Source organism: Deltaproteobacteria bacterium (assembly GCA_015233135.1).
Taxonomy (GTDB): Bacteria; UBA10199; UBA10199; order JADFYH01; family JADFYH01; genus JADFYH01.
Window position 1 is genome coordinate 1 of the sequence record JADFYH010000003.1, and the last position, 24,866, is coordinate 24,866.

The 24,866-nt window shown below is 43.6% G+C and carries 25 protein-coding genes and 4 tRNA genes; 20 read left to right on the forward strand and 9 right to left on the reverse strand.

The window, feature by feature from the left end; genetic code table 11:
- The first annotated feature begins 210 nt into the window (after positions 1-210).
- A complete protein-coding gene (locus HQM15_01340; protein MBF0491410.1) occupies positions 211-1,629 on the forward strand; it encodes a hypothetical protein in 1,419 nt (472 codons plus the stop codon).
- Here the strand turns inward: HQM15_01340 and ettA are convergent.
- Both ettA and HQM15_01350 read right to left on the reverse strand, forming a co-directional pair.
- Complete coding sequence (ettA, locus tag HQM15_01345) at positions 1,616-3,307, reverse strand: energy-dependent translational throttle protein EttA (protein ID MBF0491411.1); 1,692 nt, start codon at positions 3,305-3,307, stop codon at positions 1,616-1,618. The two genes, HQM15_01340 and ettA, sit on opposite strands and share 14 nt — an antisense overlap.
- Positions 3,308-3,399: 92 nt before the next feature.
- Positions 3,400-4,320: an alpha/beta hydrolase gene (locus HQM15_01350; GenBank protein MBF0491412.1), complete on the reverse strand. Its 921-nt coding sequence runs from the start codon at positions 4,318-4,320 to the stop codon at positions 3,400-3,402.
- Positions 4,321-4,511: 191 nt separating this feature from the next.
- Between HQM15_01350 and HQM15_01355 the strand changes: the two genes are divergently transcribed.
- The 13 genes from HQM15_01355 to HQM15_01415 all read left to right on the forward strand — a co-directional run bounded on the left by HQM15_01355 (position 4,512) and on the right by HQM15_01415 (position 13,131).
- Positions 4,512-5,375 (forward strand): 4-(cytidine 5'-diphospho)-2-C-methyl-D-erythritol kinase, encoded by an 864-nt coding sequence (locus HQM15_01355; GenBank protein ID MBF0491413.1) that lies wholly within the window; start codon positions 4,512-4,514, stop codon positions 5,373-5,375.
- 35 nt (positions 5,376-5,410) lie between these two features.
- A complete protein-coding gene (spoVG, locus tag HQM15_01360) occupies positions 5,411-5,791 on the forward strand; it encodes a septation regulator SpoVG (GenBank protein MBF0491414.1) in 381 nt (126 codons plus the stop codon).
- A 311-nt stretch (positions 5,792-6,102) separates the two neighbouring features.
- Positions 6,103-6,174, forward strand: a tRNA-Gln gene (locus HQM15_01365).
- A 49-nt stretch (positions 6,175-6,223) separates the two neighbouring features.
- Positions 6,224-7,174 (forward strand): ribose-phosphate pyrophosphokinase, encoded by a 951-nt coding sequence (locus tag HQM15_01370; GenBank protein MBF0491415.1) that lies wholly within the window; start codon positions 6,224-6,226, stop codon positions 7,172-7,174.
- Positions 7,175-7,184: 10 nt separating this feature from the next.
- Positions 7,185-7,904: a 50S ribosomal protein L25 gene (locus tag HQM15_01375; protein ID MBF0491416.1), complete on the forward strand. Its 720-nt coding sequence runs from the start codon at positions 7,185-7,187 to the stop codon at positions 7,902-7,904.
- Between the two features lie 5 nt (positions 7,905-7,909).
- Positions 7,910-8,470 carry an aminoacyl-tRNA hydrolase gene (locus HQM15_01380; GenBank protein MBF0491417.1) on the forward strand — a complete coding sequence of 187 codons (561 nt, stop codon included), beginning with the start codon at positions 7,910-7,912 and terminating at the stop codon, positions 8,468-8,470.
- Between the two features lie 53 nt (positions 8,471-8,523).
- A complete protein-coding gene (gene rpsF / locus HQM15_01385) occupies positions 8,524-8,892 on the forward strand; it encodes a 30S ribosomal protein S6 (GenBank protein MBF0491418.1) in 369 nt (122 codons plus the stop codon).
- Positions 8,893-8,910: 18 nt separating this feature from the next.
- On the forward strand, positions 8,911-9,216 hold the full coding sequence (locus tag HQM15_01390; protein MBF0491419.1) for a 30S ribosomal protein S18: 306 nt from the start codon (positions 8,911-8,913) through the stop codon (positions 9,214-9,216).
- A 14-nt stretch (positions 9,217-9,230) separates the two neighbouring features.
- Positions 9,231-10,259, forward strand: a complete 1,029-nt coding sequence (locus HQM15_01395) for a DUF2232 domain-containing protein (GenBank protein ID MBF0491420.1) — start codon at positions 9,231-9,233, stop codon at positions 10,257-10,259.
- A 38-nt stretch (positions 10,260-10,297) separates the two neighbouring features.
- Positions 10,298-10,741 (forward strand): 50S ribosomal protein L9, encoded by a 444-nt coding sequence (locus HQM15_01400; protein MBF0491421.1) that lies wholly within the window; start codon positions 10,298-10,300, stop codon positions 10,739-10,741.
- Positions 10,742-10,760: 19 nt separating this feature from the next.
- Positions 10,761-12,122 carry a replicative DNA helicase gene (gene dnaB, locus HQM15_01405; protein ID MBF0491422.1) on the forward strand — a complete coding sequence of 454 codons (1,362 nt, stop codon included), beginning with the start codon at positions 10,761-10,763 and terminating at the stop codon, positions 12,120-12,122.
- On the forward strand, positions 12,115-12,726 hold the full coding sequence (gene rdgB, locus HQM15_01410) for an RdgB/HAM1 family non-canonical purine NTP pyrophosphatase (GenBank protein ID MBF0491423.1): 612 nt from the start codon (positions 12,115-12,117) through the stop codon (positions 12,724-12,726). Before dnaB ends, rdgB begins: the two co-directional genes overlap by 8 nt.
- Positions 12,727-13,057: 331 nt before the next feature.
- A tRNA-Pro gene (locus HQM15_01415) sits at positions 13,058-13,131 on the forward strand.
- Positions 13,132-13,196: 65 nt separating this feature from the next.
- Here HQM15_01415 and HQM15_01420 read toward each other — a convergent pair.
- A tRNA-Leu gene (locus tag HQM15_01420) sits at positions 13,197-13,282 on the reverse strand.
- A 28-nt stretch (positions 13,283-13,310) separates the two neighbouring features.
- Positions 13,311-13,382 (reverse strand) — tRNA-Cys (locus tag HQM15_01425).
- A gap of 275 nt (positions 13,383-13,657) precedes the next feature.
- On the opposite strand from HQM15_01425, the gene hpt reads away from it, so the two are divergent.
- From hpt to HQM15_01440, 3 genes are all read left to right on the forward strand, one after another.
- On the forward strand, positions 13,658-14,188 hold the full coding sequence (hpt, locus tag HQM15_01430; GenBank protein MBF0491424.1) for a hypoxanthine phosphoribosyltransferase: 531 nt from the start codon (positions 13,658-13,660) through the stop codon (positions 14,186-14,188).
- Positions 14,189-14,268: 80 nt separating this feature from the next.
- Positions 14,269-14,661 (forward strand): DUF2384 domain-containing protein, encoded by a 393-nt coding sequence (locus tag HQM15_01435; GenBank protein MBF0491425.1) that lies wholly within the window; start codon positions 14,269-14,271, stop codon positions 14,659-14,661.
- A gap of 1 nt (position 14,662) precedes the next feature.
- Positions 14,663-15,343, forward strand: coding sequence for an RES family NAD+ phosphorylase (locus HQM15_01440; protein MBF0491426.1), 681 nt, complete (start codon positions 14,663-14,665; stop codon positions 15,341-15,343).
- Here HQM15_01440 and HQM15_01445 read toward each other — a convergent pair.
- From HQM15_01445 to ubiE, 3 genes are read right to left on the reverse strand one after another with little or no spacing between them, the layout of a single operon-like run.
- Positions 15,340-16,188, reverse strand: a complete 849-nt coding sequence (locus tag HQM15_01445; protein MBF0491427.1) for a UbiA family prenyltransferase — start codon at positions 16,186-16,188, stop codon at positions 15,340-15,342. The genes HQM15_01440 and HQM15_01445 overlap by 4 nt on opposite strands.
- Positions 16,169-16,738, reverse strand: a complete 570-nt coding sequence (locus tag HQM15_01450) for a UbiX family flavin prenyltransferase (protein MBF0491428.1) — start codon at positions 16,736-16,738, stop codon at positions 16,169-16,171. Before HQM15_01450 ends, HQM15_01445 begins: the two co-directional genes overlap by 20 nt.
- Positions 16,735-17,433, reverse strand: a complete 699-nt coding sequence (ubiE, locus tag HQM15_01455) for a bifunctional demethylmenaquinone methyltransferase/2-methoxy-6-polyprenyl-1,4-benzoquinol methylase UbiE (GenBank protein MBF0491429.1) — start codon at positions 17,431-17,433, stop codon at positions 16,735-16,737. Before ubiE ends, HQM15_01450 begins: the two co-directional genes overlap by 4 nt.
- A 94-nt stretch (positions 17,434-17,527) precedes the next feature.
- Here ubiE and nadE point away from each other — a divergent pair, with 94 nt between their 5' ends.
- On the forward strand, positions 17,528-19,477 hold the full coding sequence (nadE, locus tag HQM15_01460; GenBank protein MBF0491430.1) for an NAD(+) synthase: 1,950 nt from the start codon (positions 17,528-17,530) through the stop codon (positions 19,475-19,477).
- 23 nt (positions 19,478-19,500) lie between these two features.
- Here the strand turns inward: nadE and radA are convergent, their stop codons facing one another.
- Together radA and HQM15_01470 are read right to left on the reverse strand one after the other, a co-directional pair.
- Positions 19,501-20,868, reverse strand: coding sequence for a DNA repair protein RadA (radA, locus tag HQM15_01465; protein ID MBF0491431.1), 1,368 nt, complete (start codon positions 20,866-20,868; stop codon positions 19,501-19,503).
- A 6-nt stretch (positions 20,869-20,874) separates the two neighbouring features.
- Positions 20,875-21,108 carry a Smr/MutS family protein gene (locus tag HQM15_01470; protein MBF0491432.1) on the reverse strand — a complete coding sequence of 78 codons (234 nt, stop codon included), beginning with the start codon at positions 21,106-21,108 and terminating at the stop codon, positions 20,875-20,877.
- Positions 21,109-21,168: 60 nt separating this feature from the next.
- Between HQM15_01470 and HQM15_01475 the strand changes: the two genes are divergently transcribed.
- Complete coding sequence (locus tag HQM15_01475) at positions 21,169-23,187, forward strand: APC family permease (GenBank protein MBF0491433.1); 2,019 nt, start codon at positions 21,169-21,171, stop codon at positions 23,185-23,187.
- A gap of 81 nt (positions 23,188-23,268) precedes the next feature.
- Positions 23,269-24,855, forward strand: a complete 1,587-nt coding sequence (locus HQM15_01480) for a hypothetical protein (GenBank protein MBF0491434.1) — start codon at positions 23,269-23,271, stop codon at positions 24,853-24,855.
- Positions 24,856-24,866 lie beyond the last annotated feature (11 nt).

Below are 24,866 nucleotides of genomic sequence, written 5' to 3' on the forward strand. Positions count from 1 at the left end.
GATCATAGGCGAGGCTCCTTTCTTGTCCTTTTCAAACCAAGAAATCCTCGCCTTCTTTTTATCTCTAAGCAAAATTAAACTTTCCTTACTTTTTGCTCTTTTTTACCCCCAGTAATTAAATGCATCCTCTAATCATTTTCTTAGCAACTTTTCTGAGCTTCTGCCGAGACCAATAGAGTCCAATTGTTCTATTAAACAGGAGCTACACTAATGTCTGCCCCCATTTCAAATTCAAGAGACCTCTCTTTTGCTCAAACTGCTCAAATTTTTTTAGATCATCACCTCAGTGATGCTTGCGAGGGTTTCACGCACGAAGCCAGAGAAGCCCTTCAACATTGTGCGACCTCCGAGTTTGCTATGACTTTGCTTGCCAACTTCGCGGCTGGGGTGCTTGCGGGTGCAGCGGGGCGCTTGTGTTCAAGGGGAGTTCTCTCCACAGGTCTAAGAGTTTTGGGGGATTCGCGAACCGGAGTAGAATTTGAAAGAGTGGCTTTAAGACAACTCTTCCAATCTCGTGCAATGAGTCTGCTGGCCTTGCGTCTTGTAGCAGGGGGCAGCAATTATTTTGGCAATGCGGTGGTTTTTAACTGGTTGATGGGACACGGTTGCAATATTCTAGATACTGTTCGCACGGCAACAGACTTTGCTCTGATGCGTCCGGGTTCTCTGCTCAGTCATCATCTTCTCAAACAAGTTTCACCCCTGCCTTTACGCCTCTTTGCTGATTTTCTTTTTGGGGGGATTAATTTCTGTTTTTCATCCGCTACTCGGGTGGCTTTAGAGAATTTAGTGCATCCCACCCATGATACTTTTGCTGCGCATGTTTCAGTAAGGCAGATATTGGAAGGTGGGGCGATGCATTTGGGAAATCGGGCGGCGGAGTGGGGTCTAGCTCCCCTGGGCGTGTTTGCATCTACTGCGCCAGCTCTTAGCAAAGAGGAGAGTGGTCCCAGAACTAGAGTAGTAGAAGGAAAGACAAGAGTTGAAGCACGGGAAATCACTACGAGCAGCAAAGAGTTTCGGAGAGCAGACCCTCTTGAAGTTGAACAATATTTGGATACTGTCTTGAATCAGGTTTTAAGGAGAAATTCTTCACTTAAAAACTCTGTTGAATTGCTTCGTAGAATTTTCAAAACACATAATCTTTTTTCTGTTCATTTACTCCAAGATTGTTCGCAAGAACAAGTCGCTGAATTTATAGATCGGCTTGCTCTCGACTTAAGCCATTCTAGGTCATGCAATTATGCAGATCTTTTTGAACACATCTTTTTTACACTGACGGATTATTATCCTGATATTCAAGGTGAGTCTGAGGTGTTTTTCGAACATTTTTTATCGATTGTGAGAGCTCATCAGGAAGAAAACCCCTACCAGCCTTTATTGGCTCTTGATAGAGTTCAAAGAGTATTTGATGAAGAGTTTGGAACGGAAACAGCAAATTTTCCTTCCCCTCCACGGATTAGGGCGCGCCGGCCCCCGATAATGATAATAGAGGATCTCTCTCGTCATGCTACTTGGTTCGAAGATGTTTCGGCTCATGCTAGATGGATAGACCTAGAGATTGAAAGAGGCATTGAAGAAATCGAAATCGCACTGAGGAGAGTCACGACTTTGGCTAGGCCTTCTTAAATTTTTTATACTTAAATCGCTCCACTTTATCCGCCGCAGATCCTAGGCGGATGTGTCGGTCTTCTTCGTATTCCGAAAAATTGCCATCAAACCACACCACTTGCGAATTTCCTTCGAAGGCGAGGATGTGCGTGGCGATGCGATCTAAAAACCAGCGGTCATGGCTGATGACCACGGTGCAACCGGCGAAGTTTTCGAGAGCCACTTCCAGGGCGCGGAGGGTGTTGACATCCAAATCGTTGGTGGGTTCATCCAACAACAGCACGTTTGCGCCTTCTTTTAAAGTAATAGCGAGCTGTACGCGATTGCGTTCTCCTCCGGAGAGTACATTAATGGCTTTTTGCTGATCCGACCCCGTGAAATTGAAGCGGGCTATGTAGTTGCGGGCGTTTACATCTTTGACCCCCAGCTTAATGGTTTCGTGACCTCCTGAGACTACATCATACACACTGCGGCTGTCTTTTAAATCGAAGCGGTTTTGATTCGAATAAGCGAGCTTCACTGTTTCGCCTATTTTAAAAGTGCCACTGTCGGGTTTTTCTTCACCTAAAATCATTTTAAAAAGGGTGGTTTTTCCGGCCCCATTCGGGCCGATGATTCCCACGATTCCACCTTGGGGAAGTTTAAAACTCAAATTTTCGTAAAGCAGATTTTCACCGAAGGCCTTGCTGATGTTGTTGGCTTCGATCACCACCTCACCCAAGCGAGGTCCTGCGGGAATATAAATTTCCAGATCTTCTGTGCGTTTTTCGTTATCTGCCTTCAGCATCATTTCGTAATTGCTGATGCGGGCCTTGCTTTTGGCACGGCGGGCGGAGGGGCTTTGCCGAATCCATTCCAATTCGCGGGCCAGAGTTTTCTGGCGTTTGTCATCTGCCTTTTGTTCTACTCTCAGGCGTTCTTCCTTTTGCGCCAGCCAGGAAGAATAATTGCCTTTCCAGGGAATTCCGTGGCCACGGTCGAGCTCCAAAATCCAGCCGGCGACATTATCCAAAAAATAGCGATCGTGGGTAACCGCAATGACAGTGCCTTTGTATTGTTGAAGATGGCGTTCCAGCCAGAACACCGATTCGGCATCCAAATGATTGGTGGGTTCGTCCAATAATAAAATGTCAGGCTCCTGCAGAAGCAGGCGACACAAGGCTACGCGGCGTTTCTCTCCTCCGGAAAGCGTAGAAATCTTTGCCTCATCCGCTGGACAGTTGAGTGCCGCCATGGCCAGGTTGAGGCGGGCATCCAGTTCCCAGGCGTTGCTGGTGTCGAGCTTGTCTTGCACCGCGGCCTGGCGTTCGATGAGCTTGTTCATTTCGTCGTCGCTCATGGGATTCGCAAAGCTATTGTTGATGTCCTCAAACTCTTTCAGTAAATTAACAATTTCCTGCACCCCTTCCTGTACACACTCCTTCGCCGTTTTGTTGGGGTCGAGATCGGGCTCTTGCTGAAGAAAGCCCACCGAATAACCCTTGGAATAATGCACCTCTCCCAGGCAGTCTTTGTCGACTCCTGCGATAATCTTTAACAGGCTGCTTTTCCCAGCACCATTCAAACCGAGTACGCCAATTTTTGCGCCATAGAAAAAAGAAAGGGAAATATCTTTTAAAATTTCTCGCTTGGGAGGAACTACTTTTCCGACATGGGACATGGAAAATATTATTTTTTCGGGTTGTGCTTCGGACATGGGGCCTCTGTTTTTAGTTTGTCATTCCAGCGGAGGCTGGAATCTCGTGTAAATCAACTGGATCCCTGCCTTTGCAGGGATGACAAGAAGGGTTAAATTCTTTCTCTCAAAAATTTTTCGATGCGTAGATTGATTAATTCGGGTTGCTCGACAATGGCGGCGTGAGTGCCTTTTTTAATGATAAAAAGTTCCGAGTTTGGAATAGTGCGATGCATTTTTTTTGCAATCCATACGGGGGTAAATTGATCGTTTTCTGCGCCAACAACAAGGGTAGGGGGTTTAATTTTTTTGAGAATATCTTCCGTGGAGTGTTCTTGAATATTTTTGACGAGATCCGTAAAGAAGATGGGATCCAGGCCCAGAATGTGATCGATATAAACCCGGGCATCTTCTTTGTTAGCCATGCCGGTGTCGATCATTTTTAAAATTCCTCCCAATTGATACCAGAAGGGGTTTTTGAGAAGGAAACGGCTCACCACGCTGCCTTGCTTGGGAAATAAGGTGGCAAAGAAGGTGACTACTTCAAAAATATATTTGGAAAAAGGGCTGTTGTAGAGCGTGTCCATGGGTTTGCCGTAAGTGCCCATGAGAGGAATAAGACCCAAAATGTAGCGGGGGTACTTTCGATACATCTCCAATATGACTTGAGTTCCCATGCTAAAGCCTACCAAGACGGCTTTTTTGATTTCCAGGTGATCTAAAACAGCCTTGCAGTCTTCCACCAAAGAATTGATGGAGGTGTTGGCTAATTTTTTTGGAGTTTCCGATTCGCCATGTCCGCGATAATCCCAAACAACCACTTGATGGGTATGCTTAAAGAAGTTTTCCAGGTATTTAAAAAAGAAGCTTGGGACTCCCAAGCCATTGCAGCACACGATGGGTAATCCATGGCCCAGGGACTTGTAGTGGATATGGGTTCCGTCAAAGCTTTTAACCTCTCCTTCCTTCAGATGAACGAGTTGAGAGAGTTTTGCCCTGTTCTTCGTGGTCTTGGCGCGGGTGATCATTTTCATAGGCCCTCATTCCCTTGGTCGAGCGCGTGGAAAACATTCTCATGTCTTCCCCCGTGCGAAGATTTCTAATAGGCTCGCCACATAACACTGCAATGAAAATCATTTCAACATAAAAAACCAGTATTGACATGAGCTTAGCTAAAAAGTATAAGCCCTGCCCATTCTTAATACTCAAGGGGGAAAATATTACTATGCAATCCATCACCTTAAGGTCACCTGCCAAGCTTAATTTTAGGCTAGACGTTCTCTCCAAACGATCCGACGGTTATCACGAACTGCTCATGTTGATGGACCGAATTAATTTGGAGGACGAAATCGAAATTAAAGTCATCGAGCGAGGGATTGTTATTACCAGTGACGATCCCACTCTTCCCACTTCCGAGGGCAATGTGGCTTACCGGGCTGCAAAGGAAATTCTGGCTTATTCATCTCGAAATGTGGGTGTGGAGATTAAAATCAATAAACGCATTCCCATTGCCTCTGGGATGGGCGGTGGTTCATCCAATGCAGCTGCTGTTATTCTGGGAATCAATCAACTCTTGAAGTTAAAATTGCCCAAAGAAAAATTGATGATTATTGGTGCAAAAATTGGCGCGGATGTGCCCTTTTTTATTTTTGAGGGTCCTGCCATTGCTAGTGGTATTGGGGACAAACTGAGAAAAATTAATAAAATTCCAAAAATGTCTTTGGTGTTGGTAAACCCGGGTGTTCCTGTTTCCACACAGTGGGCTTACAAAAATTTGGCCTTGAATTCTACGGGAAATCCACCGACCTCTAAACCCGAGGAATTGCCCTTGGTATTCAATACAAAAAAAGATGTTGTCAAATTCTTGAACAACGATTTAGAGAAGGTCACTATTAAAGAATTTCCAGTGATTTCTGAAATCAAAAAGCTATTGGTAGATCAAGGGGCAATTGCTAGTCAAATGACGGGTTCGGGTCCTACGGTTTTTGGAATTTACCCCGACAAGGCAAGTGCCGATAAAGCCATTTCAAAAATAGAAGGTCGTTCTGACAAGAAGTGGAAGGTGTTTCGAGTGGAAAATTATTGCTGATCGATTGTTGCTGCGAAAGGGTTGGTTTTATTTTTATGGAGATTACAGAAGTTCGCGTTTTCCCAATGAATGAAGACAAGTTGAAGGCTTACGCCACCGTTACCTTTGATGATTGTTTTGTGGTCAGGGATTTGAAAGTAATCTCGGGTAATACGGGATTGTTTGTGGCCATGCCTTCCAAAAAAAGGAAGGATGGAAGCTTCAAGGATATTGCTCATCCGTTGAATAATGATTTTAGGGCTGTACTAGAAAAAATTGTTTTAGAGGCCTATGAAAAAGAGAGTCAAACTGGATCTGCAGAAGCCCCGCCTGTTGAGGCTAATGCGCCGCTCCAATCTTTACTCAGTGCACCGAATGTAGAGTCTAAAACACCCGACCAAGTAAAACCTAGCGATTATTCAGCACCCGATGATTGAGGGATACATTAATTAAGAACTTGAGTTCCGCAGATTTTAAGAATGATTTGTCTCAAAAGTCCTCCCTCCCTTGAGGGGAGGGAGCTAGAGGGAGGGTGGTCGCTGATGTCGTTTGCATCAAAAGTCACCCTCACCCTAACCCTCTCCCCTCAAGGGAGAGGGGAAATACTTGTTAAATCAGTATTTATTGGAAATAGCGAAATTTACATCTAAAAATCTGCGGAACTCAAGTTAAGAATTGAGAATTAAAAATTAAGAATTAAGGTACCACAATTCTTCATTCAAAATTCTTAATTTTTAATTGTATTTTTTGGGGCGTCGACAAGTGGTAAGTCACTGGATTTTGATTCCAGCATTCCCAGGTTCGAATCCTGGCGCCCCAATTCCATTGCCTAGAGGATTTTTGATAATTAACTGCAGCTAATGATCACTATGACTTTTCCTGTTCAAAATATTCAAGTTTTTTCCGGAAATGCGAATCGCCCTTTAGCCGAGGAAATCGTTTCGCATCTGGGCATTTCCTTGGGTGTAGCCCAAGTAAAGCGCTTTTCGGACGCCGAGGTCTGGGTGGAGATTGGTCAAAATGTGCGGGGAAAAGATATCTTTGTCATCCAGTCCACTTGTAATCCAGTCAATGAAAATTTGATGGAATTATTGATTATGATCGATGCCCTTAAGCGGGCCTCGGCAGAACGTATTACGGCCGTCATTCCTTATTATGGATATGCCAGGCAGGATCGTAAAGTTCAACCCAGGACTCCCATTACTGCAAAACTGGTTGCAGATCTTTTAACTGCTGCGGGTGCGCATCGAATTCTTGCTACCGATTTGCATGCCGGACAAATTCAAGGTTTTTTTGACATTCCCTTCGATCATCTTTTTGCAACCCCTGTTTTACTCGAGCACATCAAGGAAAATTATAAAGGGGATTTGGTGATTGTTTCTCCCGATGCGGGTGGGGCGGAACGCGCACGTGCCTATGCGAAGCGTTTGGGGGTAGGAATGGCCCTTATTGACAAGCGCCGTACTTCACCCAACGTGAGTGAAGTCATGCATGTGGTTGGAGAGGTGGAGGGTAAAACAGCCATTATTGTGGATGACATGGTGGATACGGCTGGCACCCTTACACAAGCGGCAGAAGCCATCAAAGAACGTGGGGCGAAAATCGTTTCGGCATGTATCGCACATCCCATCCTTTCGGGAAAAGCCCTGGAAAGAATTCAAAACTCGGTGCTTCATGAATTGGTGGTCACAAACACCATCCCCTTGACAGAAGAAGCAAAACGTTGTTCTAAGATCCGCGTTTTGTCGGTCTCTAAGCTTCTGGCCGAGGCGATGCGCCGAATTAACACTGGAGATTCTGTTTCATCATTATTTGTCTAAAGGAGTTTTTATGGATCAAGTTCAATTAACTGTAGAGGCCCGAAAAGCAGGTGGAAAAGGTGTCGCAAGGCGAGTGAGGGCCGCCGGGAAAATTCCCGGGGTGATTTACGGGAAGGGTTTTGAAAATATTCTGGTACAAGTGGATCCTAAAGAATTCAAGACCGCTTTGGCTTCCAGTTCCACTGGGCAAAATACACTGATCAATATCAAAATTCAGGGTCATGAGGCCCTCATGGCCATGATAAAAGATTACCAGGCAGATGTCCTCACCCGTGAATATACACATCTCGATTTCCTGAAAATTGACCTGAATAAAAAAATTCGCGTGGATGTGGTAATCGAAGTGGTGGGTAAGGCTGAAGGCGTCAAAGAAGGGGGGATCTTGGAAATTATCCGCCGAGAAGTCCCTGTCATTTGTCTGCCTACGGCTATCCCAAAAAGCATTCCCGTCGATGTTACTTCTCTAAAAGTTGGAAGCTCTGTTCACGTGAACGACCTAAAATTAAGCGAGGGGATAGAGATCCCCCACGATGTGAATTATACCCTTATTTCTATCGTTGCTCCTAAAGAAGAAGTGGTTGTGGCCGCTGTAGCCCAAGCAGCTGAGCCCGAAGTGCTTACAGCCAAGAAGCCTGCTGAAGGGGAAGAGGCTAAGAAGCCTGATGCCAAAAAAGTGGAGGCTAAAAAGCCTGAAGCCAAAAAAGCAGAAGCCAAGGGTGATAAGAAGTAGCAAATATGAAGCTCATTGTGGGATTGGGCAATCCAGGGACGAATTATCAGGGAACGCGGCATAATATTGGGTTTGATTTGCTTGAGGCCTACGCCCAAGAAAAGTCTTTTTCTTTTGCTAAAAAATCCTTTAAGTCGCTTATTGCAGAGGCCCAGATCGAGGGCCAGCGCTGTTTGTTTGCGCTTCCCCAGACTTATATGAATTTGAGTGGAGAGGCAGTTTTGGAGATCGTGCAGTTTTACAAACTAGATCTTTCCAATCTTATTTTGGTGCACGATGAGCTCGATTTGGAACCTGCTGTCCTGAAATTAGTCCGTAAAGGCCGACCTGCAGGGCATCGTGGGGTAGATTCGGTACAATGTTGTTTGGGGACTCAGGAAATTTCACGCTTTCGGGTGGGAATAGGCAGGCCGCAACGAAGTGAGCAGGTTGTTTCGTATGTCCTCGAGCGTTTTACTAAATATGAGCTTGAGGAAATTGAAAAAATCAAGAAGAAGTTCTTTAAAGGCCTTGATCTTTGGATATCAGTTGGTATAGAGGCCGCCCTAAAGTTTTGCCATTCTTAATTCACCTTGGTTTTCGTAAATACGGAAGCCCTTTGGTCCAAAAGGAGATCTTAATGAAAGAATATGAAACCCTCTTTCTGCTTCAATACGATTCTACTCCCGAAAAAGTAGAAACCTTCAATACCCGCCTTGGCGAAATTATCAAAAATTTTAAGGGGCAACTTTTTCAAACCTTTAACTTGGGTAAAAGACGCCTTGCGTATCCTGTTCAAAAACAGGACCAGGGAGTTTACGTGTGGATCAACTATGCCGGTGAGGGGGGCTTGGTGGCTGAAATAGAACGTATTTTAAAATACGAAGACAGTGTTTTAAAATTCATTACTGTAAAACTTTCCGATGAAGCGAATGTCGAGGAAAGGGTGAAAAATCCCCTTGTCCCGGTACTCAGCACCTATGATGAATATGACCGTAACGTCGCCTAAGCGAGAAAAGGAGAATCTATGAGCTACGATAGACATGACAGGAATGACAGAAACGATAGAAATGATAGAAACGATAATTATTCCGCTAACAATGACACCCGAAGAAAATTTGTTCGAAGAAAAAGTTGCCGTTATTGTGGTGATAAAGAGTTTAAACTTGATTTTAAGAATGGCAAAATGTTGTCCTTTTTTATTTCGGAAAGAGGGCGAATTATTCCTCGTCGCATTTCGGGAAACTGTGCGCTTCATCAGCGTCATTTGACTACGGCAGTTAAACGGGCTCGGGTGATGGCCTTAGTGCCCTTCACTTCCACTCAACGCTAGAAGTTTGGAGGTCCATGCGAGAACGCGGGCTAAATTTAGCGCTTTGTAATTTGATTGTACTGTTTCTTTTTTTTAGTGGTGTGTTTGTTTATTTAACACCGCTGCTGCTCTTTTACATTTCTAAGCGTTTTTCCTTACTGAAGAGCTTTCTGTTTTCGGCGATGCTGTTGCTGGAGTTTGTCTTAATCTTTGGCCTGGTTTTCAAATTGGGCATTTCTCCAGAAATACTACGCAAGGTTTTTAGTTCTCTTTCATGGACACCAGGTTTTGCTTATTACGATTTTTTCGGAATAAAAGGTGTTGCCTGGGGGATGTTTTATTATTGGATGGTTTTGATGGCTACGGGTTTGATGCTCGCGTATCAAAGCCAGTTTCCTCAAAAATGGTTTCATTTAGTCCTGAAAGTTGCGGCCTTTTCTTTTGTTCTTCTTGTAGGCCTTACAATTTTTCTTTCGAAAGGAAATTTTTTCGAACTTGTTGCCTTGATGAAAAATTACCTGGGAAAGAGTTTTGATTTGGTTTTGCAGATGCCCAAACAGTTTGAAGGGGAAGAGGTTTTGTTTTTAAAGTCAAATCGAGATTTACTGTTGCAGACCTTGGTTTTAGTTTCCCCGGGTTTTTTATTTTGTTTCTTGATGCTTATGGTGGCCTTGAATGATTCTCTCAGTAAGGGATTATTTCGTCACTTGTTTGAAGTAAAAGTCCAGCCTTTCGAACTTATGGTTTTGCCTTTTACCTGGGTTTGGTTTTTTATCGCTACTTTTGCTTTGTACTTGGGTAATTCTTATCTCTTGGGGGGTTTTGAAGTTGAAGCTGTTTTGGTTAATTTTTTTGTTTTTTTTACCTTTGCCTTTTTTTTCCAGGGCCTCGCGGTGTTGCATCTTTATTTGAGGCGTTTTGCTTTAGAGACTTGGGTGATAGTTTTGGGATATTTGAGTTTGTTTTTAGTATTTCAACCCCTGCTTTTGTTGATTTCTTTAATGGGCATCCTAGATGCCTGGTTTGATTTTAGAAAATTGAATGCAGTTTTACCCAAGGCATAATGCCTCTGGGTGAATGAGAGGATATATTGGAGGATTTTATGCAGCTGATTTTACAAGAGGATATTTATAATTTAGGCAAAGCGGGTGACATCGTAAAGGTTCGTGAAGGATACGGCAGAAATTTTCTGCTTCCTCAAAAGAAGGCAGTGATTGCTAATCCAAAAAATATTGTTGAAATGGAACATCACAAAAAAGTGATTGCAGGTCAGCAAGCGAAGCGAGTGAAAGAGGCCGAAGGATACAAGGCTAAAATCGAAGCTTTGTCAGTGAGTGTTGCCAAAGAAGCGGGAGAAGAGGGCAAACTCTTTGGTTCAGTGACTAGCCATGAAATTGCAGAGGCATTATTAGCCCAAGGAATTCAAGTGGACAGGCGCTTGATCCATATTGCCGAGCCCATAAAACGTCTGGGAGATTTTGAGGTGTCGGTTCGTTTGGTAGGTGATGTGAGTGCAAAAATAAAAGTTCAAGTCGTGAAAAAGTAAAGAGGCCGGAGGCCGTGCTTTGCATCCTTCCAATTCAGACCCTTACAAAACACCCCCTCATAATCATGAGGCGGAGCAGTCTGTCTTAGCGGGCATTCTAATTGATCCGGATGCCTTGGGTAAGGTGCTTGAGTTCATCATCCCGGATGATTTTTACCGGGAATCTCATCGTAAAATTTTTCATGCCATGGTTACCCTTTTCGAAAAAGGGGAGCCCACCGATTTGTTAGTGGTGGCCAATGAGTTGAAGCGTTCGGGAGCCCTAGAGGAAATAGGGGGCTATACTTACTTGTCTTCTCTGGTCGATTTACTTCCTTCTTCGGCAAATATTGTCAGTTATGCGCGTATCATCAAAGAGAAGGCTGTGTTGCGAGGGCTTATTCATGCGGCCACAGAAATCATCAGCCAAGGTTACGATTCCATCGATAACATTGATTCTTTTTTAGACAACGCCGAACAAATTATTTTTCGTGTCTCCGAAAAAAGATCCCATCAATCTTTTTATCCCGTCAAAGACATTGTCAAACAATCCTTTAAAGACATCGAAAGTCTACATGAAAAAAAAGGCTTACTCACCGGAACGCCCACCGGCTTTCGAGATCTGGATCGGCTGACTTGTGGACTTCAATCCTCTGATCTTATTATTGTCGCTGGTCGTCCTTCCATGGGGAAAACGGCTCTTGCCTTAAATATGGTTGAGAATGCTTCTTGTGACCACGGTGTCTGTACCGCAGTTTTTTCCTTGGAAATGAGTAAAGAACAACTGGTTCAGCGCATGCTGTGCGGTTTAGGAAAAGTGGACGGTTCTAAACTTCGGGGTGGTTTTTTAAATCATGACGATTGGACCCGTCTTACCAAAGCTGCCGATAAACTTTCTCGTGCACCCATGTTTATTGATGATACCCCAGCCTTGTCCATTTTGGAAATGCGAGCCAAGGCCCGCCGTTTAAAAAAAGAAAATAATTTAGGTTTGATTGTGGTCGACTATTTGCAACTGATGCGTGCGGCCCAACATTCGGATAGTCGTGAACGGGAAATTTCAGAAATTTCCAGATCTCTAAAGGCCCTCGCCAAAGAACTGAGTGTGCCAGTGATTGCGCTTTCGCAGTTGAATCGTAGTGTTGAGAACCGTGCTGACCGACGTCCTCAACTTTCCGATTTGCGTGAATCGGGGGCTATTGAACAAGATGCCGACGTGATTGCCTTTATTTATCGAGACGAAGTCTACAATAAGAATAGCGTGGATAAAGGGGTTGCTGAAATCATTATTGGAAAACAAAGGAACGGCCCCATCGGTATGGTGAGACTCGCTTTCCTTAGCCATTATACCCGCTTTGAAAATTTAGCCGCTATACCCGACAATATGCCTCAATATGGATAAGCTTAAAGTCGTTTTAGCCACCCAAAATTTGCACAAGCTTAAAGAAATTACCAAGATCTTGGAAAGTCTACCTATTGAATGGGTCTGCTTAAAAGAGTTTTCCCATATTCAAGTGGCGGAAGAGACAGGTTTCAGCTTTCGGGAGAATGCCTTGCTTAAGGCCCATGCTATTGCCCAACAAACGGGCTTTGTTACCGTGGCTGATGATAGTGGTTTTAGTGTAGATGCCCTGGAAGGCCGCCCAGGGATTTACTCTGCCCGCTATGCTGGCGAAGGAGCGAGTGATGCAGAAAACTTGAAAAAAGTGCTTAAAGAATATTTGTCTAGTCCAATGAAAAATATAAATAAAAAATCTTCTTTTATTTGTGCGCTTGCTTGGGTGGACCTTCAAAAAAATATTCAAAAAGTATTTGAGGGGCAGGTCCAAGGTGAAATAATTGAAGTCCCTGTCGGAGAAAATGGTTTTGGCTACGACCCCTTATTTTATTTTCCTTCCTTGAACAAAACGTTTGCACAGCTGAGTGCTGAAGAGAAAAACAAGCTTTCTCACAGAGCAATAGCCTTTTTAAGATTGAAACGATACCTTCTAGAAACCTATTTTTAGGATGTATTCCCGTTTGTTATCCCTATTGACACAAGGCGTCATAGAACGTATACGCCCTAGGAAGGGGGATTATTTATGAACCGCATATTCTCAAAAAATGAAGTATCAATAATAAGGAGCATGCACTGCCAGGGCCTCTTAGCTCATTCCAGGGGGTCCACCATAATGGATCAAGTGGCTCCGTTGGATTGGATTCCTAAAAATTATCAGCATTATTTAAAGGATATCTGTGAAAAACAGAAGGAGTACTCCCCTCGCAAAGAAACAATCCACTGAACACAGATATTTCCATTGAATTTTCTGCTCCGGCGTGGTGAGCTGCCAGTGGGTCCGGGGAGTAACTCAGACTGGTAGAGTGCCAGCTTTGGGAGCTGGAGGCCGCAGGTTCAAATCCTGTCTCCCCGATTAGGTTAATCTCTAGTAATGTCAAGCGCTTAGAAAAATAATTCTAGGCGCTTTTTTTTGTCTAGTGCCCGAGGCCGGAATCGAACCGGCACGATCGTTTCCAATCACAGGATTTTAAGTCCTGTGTGTCTACCAGTTCCACCACTCGGGCAACCCGATCTTTCTTTGAAAAAGATCCAAGGCTCGGGTGGGAATTGAACCCACGTATAAAGGTTTTGCAGACCTCTGCCTTACCACTTGGCTACCGAGCCATTCGTTCGCCTTGGCAAAGCCAAGGCTCTCTAAAGTCAGGGGAAGATCTTGCTCTCCCCCTGACTACCCCCATCGCTTGGTGGATGCGATGAGTAAAAACTTCCATAAATTATTTTATACTGCGTTGCTCCTCCTTAGCCCTCAGTCTGCGTCGGGCGCCTTGTCTAAAAGAATTTCTGAAAATTTTTCTTAGGTACTCAAACGGTTCAAAGATCAGTTGACCTCTCAAATTAGAGCGGACTAGCCTTACAGCATGCCATCAAATCGTGTCAAATTGAAACATAATATTAGTGTGCTCTTCACTCAGGAGCAGCTTCAACAGCGAATTGCCCGGTTAGCCCAACAAATTAGTCAGGATTATCAGGGAAAAGAGCTTGTTGTTATTGGAGTTTTAAAGGGAGCCTTTGTTTTTATGGCCGACTTGGTACGTCAAATTGACTTGCCCTTGCGTTGCGATTTTTTAAGGGTTTCGAGCTATAACTCGCAGGGGAAAAGTGGGGCCTTACGCTTGGAATTTGACATGACTCAGCCCATTGAAAATCAGGAGGTTTTATTGGTGGAAGACGTATTGGACACTGGGAAATCGCTTGGCTTTTTGATCGATCATCTGAAAACAAAAAGACCAAAAAGTTTAAATATTTGTTGCCTGCTCGACAAGAATTTAAAGCCGGATATCTCCGCTCAAATTCGTTATTTGGGCTTTCATGTCCCCCAAAAATATCTGGTGGGATATGGATTGGATTTGGATGGTTATTACCGCGAACTGCCTTATGTGGGAAATGTGGAAGAAATAGAAAATGGGTGAAAAATAAGCCCTAAATAAGAGACTTGACCATATTCCATATATAGAGTATTTCTTAAAAAAGATGTATATATGGAGTTGTTATGTTGCAGGCATTGGCCAAATCAAAAACAGACCCCCAATTGGCTGGGCCTGCCCTTAAGGCCTTTTTCAATATCGTTGAGAAGGCTTGGAATCTGAGCACGCTAGAGCAAAAAAAACTGCTGGGTATTTCTGCAGATTCTACTTTCTACAAATTCAAAAAAGAAAAAAACGGGACTTTAAGCGAGGATACTCTAGAACGAATTTCCTACATTTTTGGAATTTACAAAGACTTGCATCTTTTACTTCCCAATGCAGAAGCTGCAGATGCCTGGATTAAAAAGCCCAACAACGCAACTATTTTTGGAGGAAGGTCTGCTTTACAGCGTATGCTTTCGGGTCGCGTGGCTGATTTATACGTTGTCCGTCAATATCTGGATGCTCAGAGGGGTTAAAATGAATATTCCTCTCTCTCGCATTTTATGGAAGTCGAGTTTTCGTATCATTGCCAGCCGATATCCTACCATTCACCCCTTTGAAAAAATTTCTTCACCTGAAGATTGGGAAGCCTTGTTTGAAATTGAAGCCATGACGAACGACAGGTTGCGACATGCCAAACAAGAAATAAAATATTTTGAAGAATCTAAAATTCCTGAACAAGAAAATCGCACTTATATTTTAGCGCCATTTATCCACCTCAACCCTTTAGGCAGTCGTTTTAGTGATGGAAGTTGGGGGGTGTATTACGCTGCAAAATTTATTCAAACTGCCATAGCAGAGACGAAGTACCATCGTGAAAATTTTATGAGAGCTACTTTGGAAAAAGCAATGAATATAGAAATGCGAGTGATTACGGCCACAATCAAGGGATTGTTCCATGATATTCGAAACCCGGGAAGCACCGCCAAAACAGTTTTAGATAATGAGAGCTATCAAGCTTCACAGAGGCTTGCAAAACATCTCAAAGCTAAAAATTCCGATGCCTTACTTTATCCTAGTGTAAGAGATTTAGAGCATCGCGAATGCGCGGCGGTGTTTAATCCACAACGAATTAGCCATTGTCAGATTGACAAGCATCTTCTTTATCACTGGGATGGAAAGTGTATTAGTCAGGTTTTGGAGATAAAAGAGATTTAAATCCCAAAATAAACAGATACTAAAAACAACAAACTAATTAAACCATTGGTCTGAAAAAAAGCGGCGTCGATTTTTGATAAATCCTTAGGGCTTACCAGACTATGTTGACGAATAAACAATAGTGCCATGATCATCAGCCCTACATAATATTCCCAATGAAGTGCGGCGATTAATCCAGTTTGAATAAAAAATAAAAAAGCAAAGAGATGCATCCACCGGGCAAGAGTGAACGCTTCTTCAATGCCTAGTTTCACGACCAAAGAATGCAGATCACTTTCTTTGTCAAATTCATAGTCCTGCGCGGCATACAAAATGTCAAAACCCGCTACCCAGAGTAATACTCCAAATCCCAGAGAGAGCGGTGTTGCAGATAAATTGTTGGTGATGGCAATCCATGCCCCGATGGGAGAAATCCCGAGGGAAAGTCCCAAAAAGAGTTGCGCATAATGTGTAAAGCGTTTGGTGTAAGAATAAAAAAACAATATAAATAAAACCAGGGGAGAAAGCCAAAAACAAAGCTTTCCCAAGAGGTAAGAAACAAAAATAAATCCCAATGATGAAAACGCCACCAGCATCCAGGTGTATTGTTTTGAAACTATTCCTTTCGGAATTTCTCTGGTCTTTGTTCTGGGATTGTTTGTATCAATTTCTGCATCCGCCAGGCGATTAAAGGCCATGGCTGCTGTTCGGGCAAAAAAAACCGCCAAAACAATGCGAAAAAAGCTGACCATACTAGGAGCGCCTTGAGAGGCAAGCAACATCGAGCCCAATGCAAAGGGCATGGCAAAAATGCTGTGAGAAAATTTAATGAGCTCGAGAATGTTTTTAATCTTTTGAAGAGGCACTTGTTTTTCCTTCGTAACGTTTCATGAGTTCATTTTCGATTCCCATTTGATCCAATACTCGGGAAACCACTGTATTGACCACATCCAAGACGGTTTGAGGTTTGGAATAAAAAGAGGGAATGGCCGGAACAATCGTGGCTCCGGCGAGCGCAAGTTTCTTCATGTTCTCAATGTGGATCAAGTTGAACGGTGTCTCTCGTGGCACTACAATGAGTTTCCTTTTTTCCTTTAAAAAAACATCGGCAGCACGGCTGATGAGATCATCCGAAATTCCATTGGCGATTCGGGCCAAGGTCCCCATGCTGCAGGGGATAATGACCATTTGATCATACTTTGCCGAGCCGCTGGCAAAATGGGCTTTAAAATCGCGGTTGCTGAAAAGCTTGAAAGGAATGTCACTCAGTTTGCTTTCCAATTCGTCGGCCCAGACAATTTTGGCATTGTCTGACGCAAGCACTTCAACTTCATGAATTGTGTTTCTGAGAAAATCCAGAAGCTGTTTGGCGTAAATGGTGCCAGAAGCGCCGCTGATGGCGATGACGAGTTTCATCGTTTCTCTCCTACTGCAATACTTGCAATATGACCGGTCAGATTTTTGCTTTGAATATTTTTAAAATTTTTCTGTTCCAGCAATTTTAAAAAATCTTCGAGAGAACTATAGGCTTGAATAGAATTAAAGAGATATTGATAAGCCTCCTTGTCTTTGGAAAGAAGAGCGCCCACACGAGGCAAAATAAATTTTGCAAAGGTGGCATTGAAAATCTTGGCAGGCAGGGTGTTGGGTTTGAAAAATTCCAGGATGATAACGCGTCCACCGGGTTTAAGCACTTGATAAATTTCTTTGAGTGACTGGGCATTATCCACCACATTGCGCATGCCGAAGCCGCAAAGGACGGCGTCAAAACTTTCGGGGTTTTGCTGCAAATCCATGGCATCGCCTACCACAATCTTGACCTGAGATTTTTTATCTGCAGGAATTTTTTTTTCACCGAGTTCCAACATTTTTGCCGAAAAATCGAGGGCTGTAATTTGAGCGTTTGGAAACCTTTTCAAGATTTCCAAGCTTAAATCGAGAGTGCCCGCGCACAAATCGAGTATTTTTAGATTTTCTTTTTCAGGAAGATAGGCAATGGCTTTTTTTCGCCAGCGAACGTCAATGCGGGCGCTTAAGGTGCGATTCAGTAAATCATAGGTGGGCGCAATGCGCGTGAACATGTCTTGAATGGTTTGGGTCTTGCTGCTCATATTCTTGATATTCAGCAGATAATTGAGAGGGAGGCAAGGGCTTGTTTTGTTGATGTTGACAAGTGATTCATCATCGAGTCTATGAAATGTCTCTATGAATAAAATTTATTTAGCGTCTGCTGTACTCAATCAAACCCCACTGGATTGGGAAAATAATTTTAAAAATATTATTGGAAGTATCAAAAGTGCAAAAGCTTCAGGCGCTGTCTTGCTTTGTCTGCCGGAGTTGTGTGTCAGCGGATATGGTTGCGAAGACATGTTTTTATCTTCCTGGGTGTATGAAAAGTCCTGGCAAATGTTGGAAAAAATTCTTCCTCATACTCAGAATATTTTAGTCAACGCGGGGCTTCCACTGTTCTTCGAGGGTGAGCAATACAATGCGACGGTATTTTTTGGAAATGGAAAAATTTTGGGAATCCTCCCCAAAAAATATCTGGCCAGTGAGGGAGTATACTATGAAGGGCGTTGGTTCAAGGCCTGGCCTATTGGCAAAAGGTCTTTTTTAGAAATTCAAGATTTTGAAATTCCAATGGGTGATCTGGTTTTTGATTTTGGATTTTTTAAATTAGGTTTTGAAATCTGCGAGGAAGCCTGGGTGAAAAATCGTGTGCTGCATCATTTGGTCAAGCGTGAAGTGGATATCGTGTTCAATCCTAGTGCCAGTCATTTTGCTTTTGGTAAATTTGAAACACGAAAAAAATTGGTTCTGGAGGCCTCGGCTCAATATGGTCTGGCTTATGTTTATTCAAACTTGTTAGGCAATGAAGCTGGCCGGCTGATTTTTGATGGAGGAGCTTTGATTGCCTCGGAGGGAAAGATTGTCGCTCAGGGGAGACGATTTTCATTTCAGGATTATGAGTTGAGTTTTGCTGAAATTGATTTGGAGAAGAATAGAGGGATGCGTGGTCCGGTGGATCCTGCTGAAGTGGAGAATGTCATTCGAGTTGGGATTGATTTTGGATTAAAAACGGATGCCCGCTTTGACGGGAATAACGAAGGGCATCAATGGGAACACTGGGAAAACTCCAAATTCATTAAAGAAGAAGAATTCTTTCGTGTGCTCTGTCTGGCCCTCTTCGATTATCTTCGAAAAAGCAAGTTGCAAGGTTTCGTGATCTCTTTGAGCGGGGGAGTGGATTCTGCTGTCTGTGCCATGCTCGCCAAATATGCCTTACAAGAGGCTCAGACGGAATTAGGAATAGAACAGTTTTTAAAAAAACTTCCCCAGTTTAATAAAAATACTTCTTCTAAAGATTGGGTGCATTGCGTCTATCAAAAAACCGTTAACAATTCGGAACACACCGAAGTTGCTGCCTCAAAATTGGCCCAAGTTTTAGGCCTATCTTTTTATGAATGGAATATTGATGAAGGCGTTTCTTTTTATGTGAATACGTTGAACAAGGCTTTGGATGTAAAATTGAATTGGAAGTCCGATCCTCTGGCATTGCAAAACATTCAGGCTCGCGCGCGTGGTCCGGCGGTCTGGTTGCTGGCCAATCTCAAAAATGCGCTGCTATTGTCGACGAGTAATCGTTCAGAAGTGGCCGTCGGTTATACGACTATGGATGGCGATACCTGTGGAAGTGTGAGTCCCATTGCTGGAGTGAATAAAACTTTTTTGAGATCCTGGCTCAAATGGTTTGAGACCCAAGGTCCTGAAAATCTGCAAGCCATTCCTGAGCTTGCTCTGATTAATCAACTGCCCCCTAGTGCTGAATTAAAGCCACTTTCCGAACATCAAAGTGACGAGGGCGATTTAATGCCTTATGTGGTGTTGGATGCCCTGGAGACCTTGGCCATTCGCGATAAACATTCGCCCCAAGAATGTTTAAATCAGGTGCAGCAAAAATTTCCAGCTTACGAGAAGAAGCAGCTTAAGAATTGGACCCGGCGCTTCTTCGATTTGTGGTGTAAAAGTCAATGGAAGCGTGAACGCTATGCGCTGTCTTTTCATCTGGATGACGAAAGTCTGGACCCCAAAACCTGGTGTCGATTTCCCATTTTATCTTCCGGTTTTAAAAATGAATTGGAGAACTTAAAATAGACTCGGTGTATTTCCTTAATGAGCTAAAATAGTAAATCTGCCAGCTGTCCCACTGTTTTCAAGGTCTTAATTTCCATCTTGGAAGATTTTTTAATCTTTGTATTTTTTTCTGAAATATAAACCTGCTTAAATCCCAAACGCTCAATCTCTGCGAGTCGCAGTTCCAATTGTGGGGCAGGGCGTATTTCTCCGCCAAGGCCCACTTCACCTATGTAAACCGATTCTTGCGGTAGTGCATGATTGCGAAACGAAGAGAGGAGAGCGGCCAGGATTCCAAGGTCGCTGCTGGGTTCGCTGAGTTTCAGCCCCCCAACTACGTTCAAAAAAACATCTTGTCCGCCGATGCTGTAGCCTAAATTTTTTTCTAAAATAGCGATGAGTAGAGCGAGGCGATTTCCATCCACACCCAGGGAAACCCTGCGAGGCATGGCCAAATTTGAACTGGAAACTAGCACTTGAACTTCCACCAAAAAAGGTCGTGAACCTTCCAGACTTGAGACAATTACCGAGCCCGGAGTTTTCTCGGAGCTTCCGGAAAGAAAGAGCGCTGAGGGATTGTCGATGGGCAGCAAACCAGCTGAAGTCATCTCAAAGACGCCCACTTCATTGGTGGATCCAAAACGGTTTTTGTTCGCACGTAGCAAACGGTAGGCCTGGCCTTTGTCTCCTTCAAAATACAAAACGGTATCCACCAGATGCTCTAAAACTTTGGGTCCGGCGATCATGCCTTCTTTCGTCATGTGACCGATGATCCAAGTTGATAAAGTTTTTGATTTGGTGAGATAGAGCAGTTTTCCTGCACACTCTCGCACTTGAGTGAGAGAGCCGGGGGCCGATTCGTGTTCGGGTAGAAAAATGGTTTGAATGGAATCGACAATCAAAAGTTTGGGTTTAATTTTTTCGACAAACTCTAAGGCCTTGCGCAGGTTGTTTTCGGAACACACAAAAAGATTTTTGGAGTGAATCCCCAAACGCTCGGCGCGCATTTTAATCTGCGAGGCTGATTCTTCACCCGAGATATAAAGCACGGGGTCTGTTTTGGCGACGTGACCCACGGTCTGCAAAACCAGAGTGGATTTTCCTATGCCGGGATCACCTCCCAGCAAAACCAGAGAACTAGGGACTATCCCGCCACCCAGCAAGCGATCCAACTCCGAATTACCGGAACTAAATCGTGCGATGTTTTCCATTTGTACTTCATCGATAGATTTCACCTCGCTGCTAATCGTGAAAAAGGCAGGGTCACTGTAACGCGAGGCGGTGGGGGTATTAGTACTTTTTGTTTCTTCGGCAAAGCTGTTCCACTTGTTGCAATCGGGACATTTGCCCAACCATTTGGGTGTTTGATAACCGCAGTTTTGGCAGGAATAAATTGTTTGAGTTTTAGCCATATTTTCTTAGATAATATCCATAAACACCAGAGTTACCCCCAAATTAAAAGGTGCCCGTTCGAAGCGTTTTACATAGGGATAATTTTTTAACCACTGCGGTAATTTTTCGGCAATCACTCCAAAACCGTGAATAATGCGTCCGCTGCCTTCCTCCTGGCAATAAAGTTGATCCAAAAATTTCATCACTACCATTTCGGCTTCGTGCAAGCGAAGTCCATGGAGGTCGATTTCTGTATTCATAAAATGGGTTTACACATTCAATTTGCCAAAAATAATTTCCTACTATAGCTACGGGGATCTATGCCAAATCCCAATGTGAGTGCAACACCCAAAACTAAAGTTATTTTAGTCACTACCGCCATGCTTTCTTTTATTTCTTTCTGGAGAGCCGGGGCTATTGTGCTTTGCGATTTGGGTTCTTCTGCCTTTTATGCCGGAGGGATTGCTGAGAAGGCTATCGGAGAAGCCGCACCCTGGTTCATTTTGGCCATCATGCTTTTTGCCAATCTCGTGCGTATGGTTTATGTAGAGTCCTGTTCCATGTTTGTGCGAGGGGGAGTTTATAAAGTTGTCAAAGAGGCGATGGGAGGTACCTTGGCCAAGTTTGCCGTTTCGGCTTTGGTGTTCGATTACATACTGACGGGACCGATCAGTGCGGTTTCTGCGGGGCAGTATTTGGTCAGTTATATCAACGAACTTTTTCAATATTTTCATCTTTCCTATCATGTTCCTTATGTGCTCGGTTCCGTGCTGGTTGCCGGAAGTATTTTGCTCTATTTTTGGCGAAAAAATATTATTGGAATAGAGGAATCCAGTGACAAAGCCCTGAAGATTTTTCTCGTCACCTGTGTGGTGGGGCTTATTCTTCTCATTTTTTCTCTTTGGACGATAGGGGTCCAGCATCCGGCACTTCCTTCCTTACATGTCAAGCTTTCCGAAGATTCCATGGGCTGGCTGGCCCATTTTGACAAATTAAAAACTCTCACCTGGGTGGCGGTGCTGATAGGCTTAGGGCATTCCTTGTTAGCGATGAGTGGAGAAGAATCTTTGGCCCAGGTTTATCGCGAAGTAGAGGCCCCCAAATTAAAAAATTTAAAAAAGACGGCCATTCTCATCGGCAGCTTTGCCTTTGTGTTTACCGCCATTCTCACTTTTTGTGCCGTGATGATCATCCCCCATGATTTGCGGATATCGGAATATTCTGAGAACTTGCTCGGCGGTTTGGCGATGCACGTGGTGGGCCCTCTGTCCATCCGGATGCTGCTCCATGGTGCTGTGGTGTTTGTAGGATTTTTGCTATTATCAGGCGCCGTGAATACTTCTATGGTGGGCTGCAATGGAGTGCTGTGCCGTGTTTCCGAAGATGGAGTGCTTTCCGACTGGTTTCGAAAACCGCATCAGCGTTATGGAACGAACTACCGTTTGCTTTACATGATTTTGTTTTTGCAACTTTTTACCCTGGTTGCCTGTCGAGGCGATATTTATTCTCTGGGAGAAGCCTATGCCTTTGGAGTCATTTGGAGTTTTACCTTAAAGGCCTTGGCCATGCTGATGCTTCGCTTTCAAGATCCCAGTCCTAGAGAATGGAGAGTTCCCTTCAATCTTCGCTTGGGTAAAATTGAATTGCCCGTAGGTTTATTTTTTATATTTTTAGCTTTGTTGGCTTTGGCGATTGTAAATCTGTTTAGCAAGCCCTTGGCCACACAATGGGGCTTACTCTTTACAGCCGCTTTTTTTATACTGTTTACGATTTCCGAAAAAACTCATGGAAAAATTGTTCATTTAAAAGTTGAAAGTTTAAACGGTGTGGAATTTCAGGAGCAGGTGAACCTTAGTTTTCAAGAATCGATTAGCCCTGAAAGTTGTAGTTTGAAGAAAGAAAGACGCCTATTGATTGCCGCACGAGATCCCAACAATCTCTATCATGTTCAGCTTTTGCTTTCAGAGTTGGATTCCCTAACCAGCGATTGTGTCGTGATGGCGGCAAAAATTGAAAAACCCTACCAAATGGAAGCAGAGCTTCGTGAACTGTTTCCCGAAGAACAAAGTCTGCTCACCCAAATTGTCAATCTTGCCGAAAAAAGTGGAAAGAAAGTGTTGCCCCTTCTGGTGCCTGCCAAAGATCCCTATTACGCCATTGCAAAAACCGCTTATGATTTAGAGGTGGAAGAAGTGGTTGTAGGACTTTCAGGCAAAATGACCGTGGAAGCCCAGATGGAATGTCTTGCACTGGCCTGGGGTGTGGTGGGGGGGGCAGAAAACCGTTCGATTCGTTTTCGAGCCATCTGGCCAGGGAGAGAGTTTGTTTATGAAATTTAGTGAGGTAAAAAAAAATAAAAAATCTTAGCAACTTTTTAGAGGATTTGCCGAAAGGATTGGGTACCAAGGAGATAAATAAGTATGATTGCATCCGATACTCAAAATAGCTATGAATTTTCGGTGGTTTCTCATCAATTGGTTGGGGTTCATGATCCATTGATAAATCGCTCGGACCTTCCAGAACAATTTGAATCTGTTCATCAGCTTCAAGCCATAGATGTTAATCATGATGGTAAACTAGATGCACAAGACTCTTATTCAGTTTCTTTTGGAGATCGGCGTTATGCCATTAATAGTGAAGAAGGACTCAAAATCCTCAATTACTTCGCGAATCCCGAAATTTTAAGGCAAAGACATCAAAGTTTGGCCATTTCTCAAAATACTTCCACTCACCCTCTTTCTTTGACGGAGGGTATTCGACATGTTTTTGAGGATTACAATACTTTTAGTGAAGAAGAAATCTCTGGAATTAATTCTACTCCATCCGCTTGGTTTATGGATGGGCATATTGATCCTCGTTTGTTAACAGGCGAAAGAAGATTTACAGATACTGAAAATGCGGAATGGAGAGAGAGACCCCACTGGAATTCTGTGACCAATTTTCTGAGATGGAATGTGACGCGGGGTGGGGCGCATTTGTGGAGTGCGAGTTATGCGGGATGGGAAACTTTCAGAAAAGTATTTATCATCGGAAATCTATTTCCGGCGCTAGCCGGTGCCGTTGGCGGTGTGGCAGGTATTGCAGGCGGAGAAGGTTTGATTTGGAACCTGTTTACACACAATTACACGGCAAGTGAAATAGGTGTGCTTGTCTTTAGACCCCGCAATGACAGAGCCATTCATCAACTGAGCTCAAATTCAGCCAATTCAAACAGAGCAAGTATTCAAAACAATATTGAAATTATTCGTCGGCGTAATGAAGCGGCAACTTATGATAGATATTTTGGTTTTACACGTCCCTTTATTTTCGGGGTCGCTCTGTTAGATGGTACTAGTAGAGGGTGGATGTGGCATACTCTTAGGCATCCTTTCAACTTTGAACAAAAATCAATTATAGGTTTTTTTGGCAGGATGTTTGTCAGGGATATCCCTCGCGCATTTGGGGGTGGGGCAGGAAATATGCTTCTTGGTGCTGCAATTACTGCTGCTGCAGCCTATGGCTTGTATCAATTTACTCGAGGCTGGTTTCGTTACTATACTGGATTTTATGCCCCCCTTGAATATAGGAGCGTAGAAAACAAAGCAACTTCAGCCGCCTCTTCTGTTTTTTGCACTGCCTGGTTGCTTACAGCGGCGAGTAAGCAATTGGCAGCGGTTGCAGCAGAAGTGGCAAGACAATCGGCTGTAATGACACAAGTAAGTGGCGCCCTCACTTTGAGCAATTTAATAAACTTAAGAAGAGTTGAACGTAATGCACAAGTAGCAGAAACCCTCGTTCACTTTGGGAGAAGTATTCCCTTGGTTCAGGGCTACAATTTTCTTGGAAGATATATTCCTATCTGTGAAAGAAGTTCTCAGTTTGTAATTAATAGAGCTTTCTATAAATCACTTTTAACTTATGCTTCCAGAGGTGTAAAAGTGGGAGCCATTTACGCTTTAGGTGCTGCTGCAGTATTTGGCGCATTGTACTTTGGTGCACACCAATTAGGTTTAATTGAAGAAGATTGATCCACTTTTTT

What these genes read in the sequence shown, in the direction of transcription:
- HQM15_01395 (MBF0491420.1), top strand. Translation starts at nt 9,231, where the DNA reads ATGCGAGAACGCGGGCTAAATTTAGCGCTTTGTAATTTGATTGTACTG.
- ubiE (MBF0491429.1), bottom strand. Translation starts at nt 17,433, where the DNA reads ATGAGCAGCAAGACCCAAACCATTCAAGACATGTTCACGCGCATTGCG.
- HQM15_01380 (MBF0491417.1), top strand. Translation starts at nt 7,910, where the DNA reads ATGAAGCTCATTGTGGGATTGGGCAATCCAGGGACGAATTATCAGGGA.
- HQM15_01470 (MBF0491432.1), bottom strand. Translation starts at nt 21,108, where the DNA reads ATGAATACAGAAATCGACCTCCATGGACTTCGCTTGCACGAAGCCGAA.
- rdgB (MBF0491423.1), top strand. Translation starts at nt 12,115, where the DNA reads ATGGATAAGCTTAAAGTCGTTTTAGCCACCCAAAATTTGCACAAGCTT.
- HQM15_01355 (MBF0491413.1), top strand. Translation starts at nt 4,512, where the DNA reads ATGCAATCCATCACCTTAAGGTCACCTGCCAAGCTTAATTTTAGGCTA.
- HQM15_01440 (MBF0491426.1), top strand. Translation starts at nt 14,663, where the DNA reads ATGAATATTCCTCTCTCTCGCATTTTATGGAAGTCGAGTTTTCGTATC.
- HQM15_01340 (MBF0491410.1), top strand. Translation starts at nt 211, where the DNA reads ATGTCTGCCCCCATTTCAAATTCAAGAGACCTCTCTTTTGCTCAAACT.
- HQM15_01450 (MBF0491428.1), bottom strand. Translation starts at nt 16,738, where the DNA reads ATGAAACTCGTCATCGCCATCAGCGGCGCTTCTGGCACCATTTACGCC.
- HQM15_01480 (MBF0491434.1), top strand. Translation starts at nt 23,269, where the DNA reads ATGATTGCATCCGATACTCAAAATAGCTATGAATTTTCGGTGGTTTCT.
- rpsF (MBF0491418.1), top strand. Translation starts at nt 8,524, where the DNA reads ATGAAAGAATATGAAACCCTCTTTCTGCTTCAATACGATTCTACTCCC.
- HQM15_01390 (MBF0491419.1), top strand. Translation starts at nt 8,911, where the DNA reads ATGAGCTACGATAGACATGACAGGAATGACAGAAACGATAGAAATGAT.
- spoVG (MBF0491414.1), top strand. Translation starts at nt 5,411, where the DNA reads ATGGAGATTACAGAAGTTCGCGTTTTCCCAATGAATGAAGACAAGTTG.
- HQM15_01375 (MBF0491416.1), top strand. Translation starts at nt 7,185, where the DNA reads ATGGATCAAGTTCAATTAACTGTAGAGGCCCGAAAAGCAGGTGGAAAA.
- HQM15_01475 (MBF0491433.1), top strand. Translation starts at nt 21,169, where the DNA reads ATGCCAAATCCCAATGTGAGTGCAACACCCAAAACTAAAGTTATTTTA.
- nadE (MBF0491430.1), top strand. Translation starts at nt 17,528, where the DNA reads ATGAATAAAATTTATTTAGCGTCTGCTGTACTCAATCAAACCCCACTG.
- HQM15_01370 (MBF0491415.1), top strand. Translation starts at nt 6,224, where the DNA reads ATGACTTTTCCTGTTCAAAATATTCAAGTTTTTTCCGGAAATGCGAAT.
- HQM15_01400 (MBF0491421.1), top strand. Translation starts at nt 10,298, where the DNA reads ATGCAGCTGATTTTACAAGAGGATATTTATAATTTAGGCAAAGCGGGT.
- radA (MBF0491431.1), bottom strand. Translation starts at nt 20,868, where the DNA reads ATGGCTAAAACTCAAACAATTTATTCCTGCCAAAACTGCGGTTATCAA.
- ettA (MBF0491411.1), bottom strand. Translation starts at nt 3,307, where the DNA reads ATGTCCGAAGCACAACCCGAAAAAATAATATTTTCCATGTCCCATGTC.
- HQM15_01350 (MBF0491412.1), bottom strand. Translation starts at nt 4,320, where the DNA reads ATGAAAATGATCACCCGCGCCAAGACCACGAAGAACAGGGCAAAACTC.
- HQM15_01435 (MBF0491425.1), top strand. Translation starts at nt 14,269, where the DNA reads ATGTTGCAGGCATTGGCCAAATCAAAAACAGACCCCCAATTGGCTGGG.